General features: G+C 63.6%; 13 protein-coding genes. 11 read left to right on the top strand and 2 right to left on the bottom strand.

Annotation, left to right across the window (positions count from 1 at the left end):
- Positions 1-109: 109 nt before the first annotated feature.
- From A9K65_RS05200 to leuC, 4 genes are all read left to right on the top strand, one after another.
- Entirely contained in the window at positions 110-907 is a 798-nt protein-coding gene (locus A9K65_RS05200) for a transporter substrate-binding domain-containing protein (RefSeq protein WP_064992611.1), read from the top strand.
- A gap of 201 nt (positions 908-1,108) precedes the next feature.
- Entirely contained in the window at positions 1,109-1,918 is an 810-nt protein-coding gene (locus A9K65_RS05210; RefSeq protein ID WP_064992610.1) for an amino acid ABC transporter permease, read from the top strand.
- 55 nt (positions 1,919-1,973) lie between these two features.
- Positions 1,974-2,609, top strand: coding sequence for a class I SAM-dependent methyltransferase (locus A9K65_RS05215; RefSeq protein WP_064992609.1), 636 nt, complete (start codon positions 1,974-1,976; stop codon positions 2,607-2,609).
- Positions 2,610-2,995: 386 nt separating this feature from the next.
- Complete coding sequence (gene leuC, locus A9K65_RS05225) at positions 2,996-4,405, top strand: 3-isopropylmalate dehydratase large subunit (RefSeq protein ID WP_013528868.1); 1,410 nt, start codon at positions 2,996-2,998, stop codon at positions 4,403-4,405.
- A 38-nt stretch (positions 4,406-4,443) separates the two neighbouring features.
- Here the strand turns inward: leuC and A9K65_RS05230 are convergent, their stop codons facing one another.
- On the bottom strand, positions 4,444-4,761 hold the full coding sequence (locus A9K65_RS05230; RefSeq protein ID WP_013528869.1) for a hypothetical protein: 318 nt from the start codon (positions 4,759-4,761) through the stop codon (positions 4,444-4,446).
- A 159-nt stretch (positions 4,762-4,920) separates the two neighbouring features.
- Between A9K65_RS05230 and A9K65_RS05235 the strand changes: the two genes are divergently transcribed.
- Positions 4,921-6,117, top strand: coding sequence for a GGDEF domain-containing protein (locus A9K65_RS05235; RefSeq protein ID WP_027163298.1), 1,197 nt, complete (start codon positions 4,921-4,923; stop codon positions 6,115-6,117).
- A 73-nt stretch (positions 6,118-6,190) separates the two neighbouring features.
- Positions 6,191-7,399: a GGDEF domain-containing protein gene (locus A9K65_RS05240; RefSeq protein ID WP_027163299.1), complete on the top strand. Its 1,209-nt coding sequence runs from the start codon at positions 6,191-6,193 to the stop codon at positions 7,397-7,399.
- Here the strand turns inward: A9K65_RS05240 and A9K65_RS05245 are convergent.
- The gene (locus A9K65_RS05245) at positions 7,383-7,745 is read right to left on the bottom strand and encodes a hypothetical protein (protein ID WP_024504989.1); all 363 of its coding nucleotides are present in this window, start codon (positions 7,743-7,745) and stop codon (positions 7,383-7,385) included. The two genes, A9K65_RS05240 and A9K65_RS05245, sit on opposite strands and share 17 nt — an antisense overlap.
- A gap of 261 nt (positions 7,746-8,006) precedes the next feature.
- Here A9K65_RS05245 and A9K65_RS05250 point away from each other — a divergent pair, with 261 nt between their 5' ends.
- From A9K65_RS05250 to A9K65_RS05270, 5 genes are all read left to right on the top strand, one after another.
- Positions 8,007-8,435, top strand: coding sequence for a hypothetical protein (locus tag A9K65_RS05250; protein WP_027163300.1), 429 nt, complete (start codon positions 8,007-8,009; stop codon positions 8,433-8,435).
- Between the two features lie 261 nt (positions 8,436-8,696).
- Positions 8,697-9,116, top strand: coding sequence for a succinate dehydrogenase, cytochrome b556 subunit (sdhC, locus tag A9K65_RS05255; protein ID WP_064992608.1), 420 nt, complete (start codon positions 8,697-8,699; stop codon positions 9,114-9,116).
- 2 nt (positions 9,117-9,118) lie between these two features.
- On the top strand, positions 9,119-9,514 hold the full coding sequence (sdhD, locus tag A9K65_RS05260) for a succinate dehydrogenase, hydrophobic membrane anchor protein (protein ID WP_013528875.1): 396 nt from the start codon (positions 9,119-9,121) through the stop codon (positions 9,512-9,514).
- Position 9,515: 1 nt separating this feature from the next.
- The gene (sdhA, locus tag A9K65_RS05265; protein ID WP_064992607.1) at positions 9,516-11,351 is read left to right on the top strand and encodes a succinate dehydrogenase flavoprotein subunit; all 1,836 of its coding nucleotides are present in this window, start codon (positions 9,516-9,518) and stop codon (positions 11,349-11,351) included.
- A 9-nt stretch (positions 11,352-11,360) separates the two neighbouring features.
- Positions 11,361-12,140: a succinate dehydrogenase iron-sulfur subunit gene (locus A9K65_RS05270; RefSeq protein WP_013528877.1), complete on the top strand. Its 780-nt coding sequence runs from the start codon at positions 11,361-11,363 to the stop codon at positions 12,138-12,140.
- The last annotated feature ends 32 nt before the right edge of the window (positions 12,141-12,172 follow it).

Genomic DNA, 12,172 nt, shown 5'->3' on the forward strand with positions numbered 1-12,172 from the left:
CTGACGCAGCGGACCGTCTTGCATGACGCTTGCGGAAAGCTAAAGTCGGCGCCGGATTTTCCTACAAGCCCGGCCGTGCCCGGGTCCGTCAATTTCCGGGGAGTGTGTCATGACCAAATCGAAACTGCTGCTGGCAGGCCTGCTTGCCCTCGTCCTGGTACCCGTTGCCGCCTTTGCGCAGGTGCTGCCCGACCTCGGCGGCAAGAAGGTGGTGGTGGTCACCGAAAACGCCTACCCGCCGCTGCAGTTCATCGATGCCAAGACCGGCAAGCAGATCGGCTGGGAATATGATGCGATGAACGAGATCGCCAAGCGGCTGAATTTCGCCGTCGAGTACCAGAACACATCCTGGGACGCGATGATCCAGGCGGTTTCCGACAACCAGTACAACATCGGCATGACCGGCATCACCATCAAGGACGACCGCAAGGAGAAGGTCGATTTCTCCGACCCCTATATGCGCTCGGAACAGTTCATGCTGGTGCGCGGCGATGAAAGCCGTTTCACCGACGCCAAGACCTTCGGCGCCTTCAAGGATGGGCTGATCGGCGCGCAGGCCGGTACCACGCCCTTCTACACCGCCGTCTACAGCGTGCTCGACGGCAATGAGCAGAACCCGCGCATCAAGCTGTTCGAGACCTTCGGCGCCACGGTGCAGGCACTGAAATCCGGCGACGTTGACGTCGTCTTGACCGACGGCACCGCCGGCAAGGGCTATGTCGACGCCTCCGACGGCAAACTGAAGCTGATCGGCGGCCCGCTCGGCACCGAGGATTTCGGCTTCATCTTCCCGAAGGGTTCCGACCTGGTGAAGCCGGTCAATGCGGCGATTGCGGCGTTGAAGGCGGACGGGACGTTCGATGCGCTGAACAAGAAGTGGTTTCTTGATTACAAGATGGGACAGTGATTTCGCGCCGACTTCGCGCTTGAACGCCCCCCTCTGCCCTGCCGGGCATCTCCCCCTCAAGGGGGGAGATTGGCTGGTTTTTCCGATTTCGCCAATCACCAAAGTTGTAAAAAGAGTGCCGTCGACGAAGCTGCCAATCTCCCCTCTTGAGGGGGAGATGGCCGGCAGGCCAGAGGGGGGTGCCTTGGCGCAATCCTTTTGATGCCTCCCGCCTCTTCCTCCAAAGCCGACTTCCCCTGGTGGCTTGTCGTAGCCGTAACCATCGCGATCGCGGTGGCCGTCTTCGTCGCCACCAGCAATCTCTATGCCCAGGTGTTCGCCACGGTCGCCAAGGGCATCGGCGTCACCATCTTCGTCACCGTGGTCGCCTTCGTGCTGGCGTCGGCCATCGGTCTCGGCATTGCGCTGATGGGAATGTCGGGTTCGCGCTGGCTGCGCCAGATCGCGCGCTTCTATGTCGAGATCATCCGCGGCGTGCCGATCCTGGTGCTGTTGTTCTGGATCGCCTTTGCCGGCGCGCCGGCCTTCGTCGCGGCCTGGAACGCGCTGACCGCGCCGCTGCAAAGCGCCGGCCTGTTCGGCGAGCTTTTGGTGCGCGACGTGTCGCTGTTGTGGCGCGCCATCATGGCGCTGACCATCGGCTATTCGGCTTTCATCTCGGAGGTTTTCCGGGCCGGCATCCAGGCGGTGGAGAAGGGCCAGATCGAAGCGGCGAAGGCGCTCGGGCTGACCCGCGCGCAGCGCTTCCGGCTGATCGTGTTTCCACAGGCGATCCGCACCATCCTGCCGCCCCTCGGCAATGATTTCGTCGCCCTGGTCAAGGATTCCTCGCTGGTCTCGGTGCTCGGCGTTGCCGACATCACGCAGATGGGCAAGGTCTACGCCGCCGGCTCCTTTCGCTTCTTCGAGACCTATTCGATAACAGCCTACATCTACCTCATCCTGACCGTCGGCCTGTCGCTGGCGCTCAGGGCGCTGGAACGGCGGCTGCGCCGCCAGCACGAGGAATAGTCTTTCGGCCAAGGCAGCGCTACGATCCCCGAGCATTCCCGTTGAGGAGGTCCCCATGATCGTCGACAAAGCCAATGCGGCGCTGGATTCCGTCTATACGGCCGACACGCCGGAAGCGCTTGAAGAGGCCTATGCCGCATGGGCCGCGACCTATGACAGCGAGACCGCCTCGCTCGGCTACCTCCTGCCTTTCCTGATCACCGCCTGGATGGCGCGCCATGTGCCGGCGGGCGATGGCCCCTTGCTCGATGCCGGCTGCGGCACCGGCCTGTCGGGACCGTCGCTGAATGCGCTCGGCTACCGCGACATTGCGGGGCTCGACCTCTCGGACGATATGCTGAAGATCGCCGGCAGCCGCAATGCCTACAGCGAACTGAAGCAGGCAATGCTGGGCGGTCCGCTGCCGTGGCCGGACGGGTTTTTCCGCGCCTTCTTCTCGACAGGCGTGTTCACCATCAGCCATGCGCCGGCGACAGGCCTGCACGAACTGGTGCGCATCACCCGCAAGGGCGGCCATGCGATCTTTACCGTGCGCGACCGGGTGTTCGAGAGCGGCGGCTTCCAGGCGGTGTTCGATGAGTTGGAGCAGACTGGGAAATGGCGGCCGGTCGAGGAAAGCCCGTGGTTCCGCTGCTATGCGATCGCCGAGCCGGATGCGCTGGTGAAGACGTTTGTGTTTGAAGTGATCTGAGCGGCGCGTTCTCCGATCTTGGCTTCCTTCCTCTCCCCCGATCGACGGGGTAGAGGAAGGCGCTAGCTTAAGTAAGGTCGGCTCCCTTCCTCTCCCCCTGAAGGTGTGGAAGTGAGGACGAGGAACCCGAGTTCTGCGAAGGCAGCTTCCAATTGCCGAAAACCCAAAACATTGATATGAGCCACGCCATGGAAGAGCTTTTTGGCGATCCGGCCTACAAGGGGTTCGTGCTGCAGGACAGAAAACGCCTGCCGTCGCGCTTCTCCGCGCGCGTGTCCGGGGCGCTGACCAGCCGACTACCCTAGGCCGACCCATCGGGGTCGTTTCGCCGGGCCGGAGGTCCGGCACCTGCTCTTTCCCATTCTCATATCGACGGATTTACGCACATGAGCGCACCGCGCACCCTCTACGACAAGATTTTCGACGACCATGTCGTCGATCGCCAGGAAGACGGCACCTGCCTGCTCTACATCGACCGCCACCTGGTCCATGAAGTGACCAGTCCGCAGGCCTTCGAAGGCCTGCGCATGACCGGCCGTAAAGTCCGGCATCCGGAAAAGACGCTGGCCGTGGTCGATCACAATGTCTCGACTTCGCCCGAGCGCAAGTTCGGCATCAAGAACGAGGAAAGCCGCATCCAGGTCGAGGCGCTGGCCAAGAACGCCAAGGATTTCGGCGTCGAATATTATTCCGAGAACGATATCCGCCAGGGCATCGTCCACATCATCGGTCCGGAGCAGGGCTTTACACTGCCCGGCATGACCATCGTCTGCGGCGACAGCCACACCTCGACGCACGGCGCTTTCGGCGCGCTGGCGCATGGCATCGGCACATCCGAGGTCGAGCATGTTCTGGCGACGCAGACGCTGATCCAGCGCAAGGCCAAGAACATGCTGGTGCGTGTCGACGGCCAATTGCCGGAAGGTGTCACCGCCAAGGACATCATCCTGGCCATCATCGGCGAGATCGGCACTGCCGGTGGCACCGGCTATGTCATCGAATATGCCGGCGAGGCGATCCGTGCGCTGTCGATGGAGGGCCGCATGACGATCTGCAACATGTCGATCGAAGGCGGCGCGCGCGCCGGCCTGATCGCCGCGGACGAGACGACCTTCGCCTATGTCAAGGACAAGCCGCGCGCGCCGAAGGGCGCGGCCTGGGATGCGGCACTCGAATACTGGAAGACGCTACAGTCCGACGAGGGCGCGCATTTCGACAAGGTGATCGTGCTAGACGCGGCCAAGCTGCCGCCGATCGTCTCCTGGGGCTCCTCGCCCGAGGACGTCGTGTCGGTGCAAGGCATCGTGCCGAACCCGGACGACATCACCGATGAGAACAAGCGCACCTCCAAGCAGCGCGCGCTCGACTATATGGGTCTGACGCCGGGCACCAGGATCACCGACATCACGCTCGACCGCGTCTTCATCGGTTCCTGCACCAATGGCCGCATCGAGGATCTGCGCGCCGTCGCCAAGGTGGTCGAAGGCAAGACGGTCAGCCCGCATGTCGATGCGATGATCGTGCCGGGCTCCGGCCTGGTCAAGGAACAGGCGGAAGCCGAAGGCCTCGACAAGATCTTTGTCGCCGCCGGTTTCGATTGGCGCGAGCCGGGCTGCTCGATGTGCCTGGCCATGAACGACGACCGGCTGAAGCCGCATGAACGCTGCGCCTCGACTTCGAACCGCAATTTCGAGGGCCGGCAAGGCTTCAAGGGCCGCACCCATCTGGTGTCGCCGGCGATGGCGGCCGCGGCGGCGATCGCCGGCCACTTCGTCGACATTCGCGAGTGGAAGTAGTCCAGACTTGAACGGACCCGAGCCGCACCCGGCTCGGGTCAACGCTTCCCGTCACGGCGGACGAGTTCGTGGAACTCCTCGCGGCGTCCGGGCTGTTCGGCCGCGACCACAAGCGCAAGCTGTTGTTCCTCGAAGAGCTTGAACCATTCGTCCCATTCGACGAGTTCATAGCCTCCCGCATTGAGCGGCCGTTCAGGCTGGTCCTGATCCTGATAGGCGTGCTGGCCGAAGACCAGCCTCAACATGGGCTGCGTCCCCGCTTCGGGCGAGATGTCGACGATTGCGGGAAAGCCGGCGCGCCCGGCAGCCCACGAGCGGATCGCATCGTGGTCGGTCAGTGTGATTGTGTCGGCCATCGGTCGCTCCAGATTGTCAACGAAGGAACGCTGACCGGAGACGGCGGTTCCCTGACATTATTTTGAGATGGCGGTCCTGCCTACCGCGTGGCTTAACCGCTTGTTTGGGCTTGCCCTCTAAGCTCTTCCCCGACGTAAGCGAGGGGAAGTCATAGTCGTTTGGACACGGGTCTGCTCATAGCGCTGCTCAACCCGACGATCGCGCTGGCGCTCGGCGCGGCGTTCCTCGTGCTATGGTCCTATCAGCGCCACCGCCCCTATCTGGCCGTGCTGGCGCTCAGCTACAGTCTCTCGGCGGTGGGCTTCCTGCTTCAGTATTTCACCTTGCCGATCGGCATGCCGCTGACCAAGCTGGTGTCGAACATCTGCTTCAGCATCGCCGGCTGCTGCCTGGCCGGCGCCATCGTCCACCGCTATGGCCGCAAGGTGCCCTATGTGGGGATCGGCGCGCTGGCCTGCGGGGGACTGGCGTCGTTTTGCTGGTTCCTGTTCATCGCGCCGGATCTCACCTGGCGCATCCTGGCGATGAATTTCGCTTTCGGCGGTATCAGCCTTCTGGTTGCCGCCGAACTGCGCCCGGTGCGCAACAGCGGCCCGACCGAGAAAATCCTGTTCGTGCTGTCGCTGCTGTCGGGCGTCAACTTCTTCGTGCGCACCCTTATCGTCGTCATCGCGCACGGGCCCTTCACGAGCTATGACGGGTTCTATGGCTCGTCCTACTGGACGACGGCGCTGCTGTCGCACGCGCTGCTCTCGCTGCTTATCGCGCTGTGCCTGTTTTCCGCCGCGGCACTCGACGTGTTGAAGGCGTTGAAGACCGAGACCTTTACCGACCCTCTGTCGGGCCTGCTCAACCGGCGTGGCTTCGAGGAGCGCGGCATGCTGCTCTTGCGGCACTGCGCCTCGGCGCGGTTCCCGGTCGCGCTGGTGCTGGCCGACCTCGACCATTTCAAGGCGCTCAACGATGTGCATGGGCATGGGGCGGGCGATCGCGTGATTGCCGATTTCGCCGCCAAGCTTCGGTCGGCGGCCGGCGCGCGCGGTGTTGCCGGGCGTATCGGCGGCGAGGAATTCGCCGTGCTGCTGCCACTCAGCGATCTTGCCGCGGCACGGCTGTTCGCCGAAGCGGTGCGCACGGTCTATTCGGCCGGCCATGTCGACGGGCTTCCCCAGGGAACGAAGGTGACGGCAAGCTTCGGCGTGGCGGCCCGCAGCGGTGACGAGGCGCTGGAGCCGCTGATGCGCCGTGCCGACGATGCGCTCTACAAGGCCAAGAAGAACGGCCGCGACAGTGTACGCCTGTCCTATGAGCGACCGGAAACGGCGTTCCTGCCGGAGCCGCTCAAGACCGGCTGAATCCTGCCCGGCCAGGACGTTAACGTCTTCTTCGCCCGTCGATGATTAGCTGTCGGCGCGGGTGCGGGAGAACATGAGCGGCGCCAACTTCATCCTGTTGATCAATCTGTCGGTTGCCGGCCTGCTGGCGGCCTGCTTCATGGCGGTCGCCTTCCACGATGTCGGCCGGGCGCCGGCGCGCTGGCTGGCATTTGGCTATCTGCTGGGCATGGCCTATTCGGCCATCGAATTCTCCATTCCCGCTTTTGCCGACGCGCGGCTCCCGGTCGTTGCCGCCTTCGCGGTCTTCCTTGCCGCCACCATTGCGTTCAATGGCGGGCTTGCCCGCAAATACGGCGTGGCACCGCCCTGGAAGGCGATGCTGTTTTTCCTGTTGGCCACCACCATAGCTGTGTATTTCGTACAGGACCTGCCCCGCCAGTCGCTGATCCGCATCATGGCCTATCAGCTTCCCTATGCGGTCATGCAGTTCATCGGGCTGGCCATCGTCTGGTCATCGAGGCAAAAGCTTGCCCGTCTCGATCGCATATTGATGGCCGTGCTGGCGGCGAGCGGCCTGCAGTTTGCCTCCAAGCCATTCATCGCCCATGCGCTCGGCGGCTGGGGCGCCAATCCGCAAGCCTATCTGCAAAGCAACTACGCGCTGGTGTCGCAATCGCTCGGCACTGTCTTTGCGCTGGCGCTGGCGCTGCTGATGCTGGCCATCCTGGTTCGCGACGTGCTTGCCGAAGTGACGTCGAAGTCGGAGACGGACACGCTTTCGCGCCTGCTCAATCGCGGCGGCTTCACCCGCCATGCCGAACTGGCGGTGCTTGGCGCCCTGCGGCAAGGCGTGCCGGTCGCGCTGGTCATAGCCGATCTCGATCATTTCAAGAGCGTCAACGACAGCTTCGGCCATGCGTCCGGCGACCGGGTGATCGAGACTTTTGCAGGCTTCCTGCGTGAAGCCGCCGCCGCGCATCACGTTGCCGGCCGCATTGGCGGCGAGGAGTTCGCCATCATCCTGCCGGGAACCAACCTTGCCGCGGCGCGGCTGTTCGCCGAGGGAACGCGCAGCGCCTTCGGCGCGCTGCCCATAGACGGACTGCCGGCTGACAACCGCTGCACCGCGAGCTTCGGCGTCGCCGAACTCCATGCGAGCGAAGACTTTGCCGATCTGATGCGGCGGGCCGACCAGGCGCTCTATCAGGCGAAGAATGCCGGGCGCGATTGCGTGCGCGTCTCCGTCGGGCCTGCCGGCAACTGGTCGTCAGCCGGAACGGAAGCTAGCGGCAGGGGCTGAGTTCGGGCATCTCGCCGTCGGAGAGGCCGTACATATAGGAGCGGCCCTTCACCAGCACCGGCGGCCGGTAGCAATCGCTATAACCGCCGATTTCGTCGGCTTCGTTCTCGTAGATCACCTTGGGCTGGCCGGCGCTGGTGTAGTCGGAGAGCTGCTTGGCCAGCCTGCCTTGGCCGACGATGATGCGCTTGTAGCCGGCGGCGCTGTCGACGACGAGGTTGCCGAAGGAATCGGCGTAGACGCGATCCTGATGCCGTGCGCCGGCAAGCGCTGGCGCTGCAAGGCCGGCGACCGAGGCTGCTACGACGAGCGCCGCAAGGCGCGATTTGCCCGAATTCGAACGCATGGCGTCCTCCGTGTCTTGAGGGAAAGCCTCCTCGAATCAGAAATTAACGGTTTCTTAACCTTTGTTAAGAGGCCGGCGCGTTTGGCGGCGATGTCTCGGTAAACATGGTTAATATCCGTTAATATCCGACTAGATGGAAAACCCGGTGGCCATCATTCGGCCATGCTTGGCCGCACCATCGCGGCGGCGTCCGCCTTGGCGTCGGGACGATCGTGATCTGGACAAAGCATCGTGGCCGCTTGCCGCGCGGGAGGACAGCATATGGCGCTACGCCGGCCGATTTGGGTGTCCGTTTTCCCGTTGCTCGGTGTCGTCGCTGCCTGTGTGCCGCAAGACAGCGCGCCGAAGGCAGCCAATACCGTCGTCGTCTCACCTGCGCCGGCCCAGCAGTCCGTCGCAGCCGCGGTGCCTCCGGCAGCTGCAACCAAGATTATCACCGACCTTACCGCGCCGCGACCAGGCACAGGCACGGCCACCTATAGATGCGGCAACAACGGTATGATTTTCATCCAAAATCTAGGCACGTCGTTGCGTGTGGTCGGGTCCGACGGCGCGACCGAGGAGTTTGCGGCGTCGCCTGCCAACCAGAGCAGCCGCTACCAGGCGGCTACCCATGACGCAATCGTGATCGACGGGCGCGAGGCGCTGGTGATGAAGAAGGGATCGACGCCGCAGACCTGCAAACGCTGACGCCAGTCTCACCACCGCTGGGCCCTGGGGCCAGATATGTTGCACTGCAGCGATATCGAGCCGGCTTCAGGCCTTCCCGGCCTAATCGATTGAAGCCAAAGCCCGCCCTTTAGTCAGACTAAATTACGTTTTCGAAACGGTTTTCTGGCTTTGACGCGGTGCAAAAAGAGCATTAGAAACCGGCTGTCCGAAGTCGCAACCGGAAGCGGCAATGCCGCATTTCCACCTGAGGCTCCAGAGAGACGCCGAACTGGGGGAGCCATGAGCAAATCACCAGCCACCCGCGAATTTGCCAGACGTGAACGGCCGATTTCGCCGCACCTCACCGTGTACCGGCCGCCGATCACCATGACGATGTCGATCATTCACCGCATCACCGGCGGCGCGCTGTATTTAGGCACGTTGCTGGTCGCCCTGTGGCTGATGGCGGCGGCAAGCTCGCAGGCGACCTTCGATTGGGCCAATTGGGCCTTCGGCACCTGGCTCGGCCGGATCATCCTGTTCGGCTACACCTGGGCGCTGATGCATCATATGCTGGGCGGCGTACGGCACCTCATCTGGGACACGGGCGCGGGCCTGGAAAAGCATACCGCCTCGAAGATCGCCTGGGCGACGCTGGCCGGCTCGATCCTGCTCACGCTGCTGATATGGATCGCCGGCACCATGGCACGGGGAGCTTGATCATGAGCGGCAAAAACACCGACATGCGCACGCCGCTGGCGAGGGTCCGCGGCCTCGGCTCCGCCCGCGAGGGCACCGGGCATTTCTGGCGCCAGCGCCTGACCGCGATCGCCAACATCCCGCTGATCCTGTTCTTCGTCGGTTTCCTGATCGCGCTCAACGGCGCCGACCACGAGCATGTGCGGGCAGCCCTTGCCAACCCGTTCGTGGCGCTGGTGATGGCCCTGGTGCTCATCTCCGGTCTCACCCATATGCGGATCGGCATGCAGGTGATCATTGAGGATTACGTGCATGGCGAAGGCATGAAGCTGGCGCTGATCGCGCTCAATACATTTTTCACCATAGCGGTCGGCGTCGCCTCGATCTTCGCCCTGCTCAAGCTGGCATTCGGAGGCTGAGTTGGCCAAGGACGCGAAACAAGCCAACACGGCAGGCTATACCTTTGTCGACCACAAGTTCGACGTGGTGGTCGTTGGCGCCGGCGGCGCCGGCCTGCGCGCCACGCTCGGCATGGCCGAACAGGGGCTGCGCACCGCCTGCATCAGCAAGGTGTTCCCGACCCGCTCGCACACGGTGGCGGCGCAAGGCGGCATTGCCGCCTCGCTGTCCAACATGGGTCCCGATTCCTGGCAATGGCACATGTACGACACCGTCAAGGGCTCGGACTGGCTGGGCGATGTCGACGCCATGGAATATCTGGTGCGCGAGGCGCCGGCCGCGGTCTACGAGCTCGAACATTACGGCGTGCCGTTTTCGCGCACCGAAGAGGGCAAGATCTACCAGCGGCCGTTCGGCGGCCACATGATGAACTATGGCGAAGGTCCCCCGGTGCAGCGCACCTGTGCCGCTGCCGACCGCACCGGGCATGCCATCCTGCACACGCTTTACGGCCAGTCGCTGAAGAACAATGCGCAGTTCTTCATCGAGTATTTCGCGCTCGACCTGATCATGGAGCCGGACGGCACCTGCACCGGTGTCGTCGCCTGGAACCTGGATGACGGCACCATCCACCGCTTCTCGGCCAAGATGGTGGTGCTGGCGACCGGCGGCTATGGCCGCGCCTATTTCTCGGCCACCTCGGCGCACACCTGCACCGGCGACGGCGGCGGCATGGCCGCGCGTGCGGGCTTTCCGCTGCAGGACATGGAGTTCGTGCAATTCCACCCGACCGGCATCTATGGCGCCGGCTGCCTGATCACCGAGGGTGCGCGCGGCGAGGGCGGCTATCTCGTCAATTCCGAGGGCGAGCGCTTCATGGAGCGCTATGCGCCGTCAGCCAAGGACCTTGCCTCGCGCGACGTCGTCTCGCGCTGCATGACGCTGGAGATCCGCGAAGGCCGCGGCGTCGGCAAGAACAAGGACCACATCTTCCTGCATCTCGACCATCTCGATCCCGCCGTCCTGCATGAGCGGCTGCCGGGGATTTCGGAATCGGCCAAGATCTTTGCCGGTGTCGACCTGACCAAGGAGCCGATCCCGGTGCTGCCCACGGTCCACTACAATATGGGCGGCGTGCCGACCAATTACTGGGGCGAGGTGCTCAACCCGACGGCGCTCAATCCAGACCAGGTGTCGCCCGGATTGATGGCTGTCGGCGAAGCCGGCTGCGCCTCCGTGCACGGCGCCAATAGGCTCGGTTCGAATTCGCTGATCGATCTTGTGGTGTTCGGTCGCGCGGCGGCGATCCGCGCCGGCCAGGTCATCGACCGCAAGTCGGCGATCCCTTCGCCCAACGAAGCCTCGGTCGAAAAGATCATGGACCGCTTCGACAGGCTGCGCCACGCCAACGGCTCGACGCCGACGGCGGTGCTGCGTGAAAAGATGCAGAAGGCGATGCAGGAAGACGCGGCCGTATTCCGCACGCAGGAGTCGCTCGAAAATGGCTGTAAGCGCATTTCGCAGATCTGGGGCGAGTTGAAGGACATCAAAGTGTCCGACCGCTCGATGATCTGGAACTCCGATCTGGTCGAAACGCTGGAGCTCGAAAACCTGATGGCCAATGCCATCACCACGGTCTACAGCGCCGAGGCGCGCAAGGAGAGCCGTGGCGCGCACGCACGCGAGGACTTTTCGGCGCGCGACGACGCGGTCTGGCGCAAGCATACGCTGGCCAGGCTGAGCGAAGACGGCAAGGTGGCACTCTCCTACCGGCCGGTGCACACCGAGCCGCAGCTGGCTGAAAAGGACGGCGGCATCAGCCTCGCCAAGATCGCGCCCAAGGCCAGAGTGTATTGAGGATCGAACATGGTTGAACTCACGCTCCCCAAGAATTCGCAGATCAAGCCGGGCAAGACCTGGCCGAAGCCGGAGGGCGCCACCAATCTGCGGGAATACCGCATCTATCGCTGGTCGCCGGACGACGACGAGAACCCGCGCATCGACACCTATTTCGTCGACATGGACGATTGCGGACCGATGGTGCTCGACGCGCTGCTGTGGATCAAGAACAAGATCGACCCGACGCTGACCTTGCGGCGTTCCTGCCGCGAAGGCATTTGCGGCTCCTGCGCCATGAACATCGACGGTTCCAACACGCTCGCCTGCACCAAGGGCTGCGACGACATTTCGGGCGCGGTAAAAGTCTACCCGCTGCCGCATATGCAGGTGGTCAAGGATCTGGTGCCCGACCTCACCAATTTCTACGCCCAGCACGCGTCGATCCAGCCTTGGCTGAAGACGGTGTCGCCGGAGCCGGCCAAGGAGTGGCTGCAAAGCCATGAGGATCGCGAGAAGCTCGACGGGCTCTACGAATGCATATTGTGCGCCTGCTGCTCGACCTCGTGCCCGAGCTATTGGTGGAACGGCGACCGCTATCTCGGCCCGGCAACGCTTCTGCAGGCCTATCGCTGGCTGATCGATAGCCGCGACGAGGCCACCGGCGAGCGGCTCGACAATCTCGAAGACCCGTTCCGGCTCTATCGCTGCCACACCATCATGAACTGCGCGCAGACCTGCCCCAAAGGCCTCAACCCGGCCAAGGCGATCGCGGAGATCAAGAAGATGATGGTGGAGAGAAGGGTTTAGGCGGTTGGTTGGTTGCCGGCGAGAGTAATCCA

The sequence above is a fragment of the Mesorhizobium sp. WSM1497 genome (assembly GCF_001672455.2).
Lineage (GTDB): Bacteria > Pseudomonadota > Alphaproteobacteria > Rhizobiales > Rhizobiaceae > Mesorhizobium > Mesorhizobium ciceri.

Excerpts from the sequence above, each read along its gene's own strand:
- A9K65_RS05200 (WP_064992611.1), top strand. The coding sequence starts at position 110 with ATGACCAAATCGAAACTGCTGCTGGCAGGCCTGCTTGCCCTCGTCCTG.
- A9K65_RS05210 (WP_064992610.1), top strand. The coding sequence starts at position 1,109 with ATGCCTCCCGCCTCTTCCTCCAAAGCCGACTTCCCCTGGTGGCTTGTC.
- A9K65_RS05215 (WP_064992609.1), top strand. The coding sequence starts at position 1,974 with ATGATCGTCGACAAAGCCAATGCGGCGCTGGATTCCGTCTATACGGCC.
- leuC (WP_013528868.1), top strand. The coding sequence starts at position 2,996 with ATGAGCGCACCGCGCACCCTCTACGACAAGATTTTCGACGACCATGTC.
- A9K65_RS05230 (WP_013528869.1), bottom strand. The coding sequence starts at position 4,761 with ATGGCCGACACAATCACACTGACCGACCACGATGCGATCCGCTCGTGG.
- A9K65_RS05240 (WP_027163299.1), top strand. The coding sequence starts at position 6,191 with ATGAGCGGCGCCAACTTCATCCTGTTGATCAATCTGTCGGTTGCCGGC.
- A9K65_RS05245 (WP_024504989.1), bottom strand. The coding sequence starts at position 7,745 with ATGCGTTCGAATTCGGGCAAATCGCGCCTTGCGGCGCTCGTCGTAGCA.
- A9K65_RS05250 (WP_027163300.1), top strand. The coding sequence starts at position 8,007 with ATGGCGCTACGCCGGCCGATTTGGGTGTCCGTTTTCCCGTTGCTCGGT.
- sdhC (WP_064992608.1), top strand. The coding sequence starts at position 8,697 with ATGAGCAAATCACCAGCCACCCGCGAATTTGCCAGACGTGAACGGCCG.
- sdhD (WP_013528875.1), top strand. The coding sequence starts at position 9,119 with ATGAGCGGCAAAAACACCGACATGCGCACGCCGCTGGCGAGGGTCCGC.
- A9K65_RS05270 (WP_013528877.1), top strand. The coding sequence starts at position 11,361 with ATGGTTGAACTCACGCTCCCCAAGAATTCGCAGATCAAGCCGGGCAAG.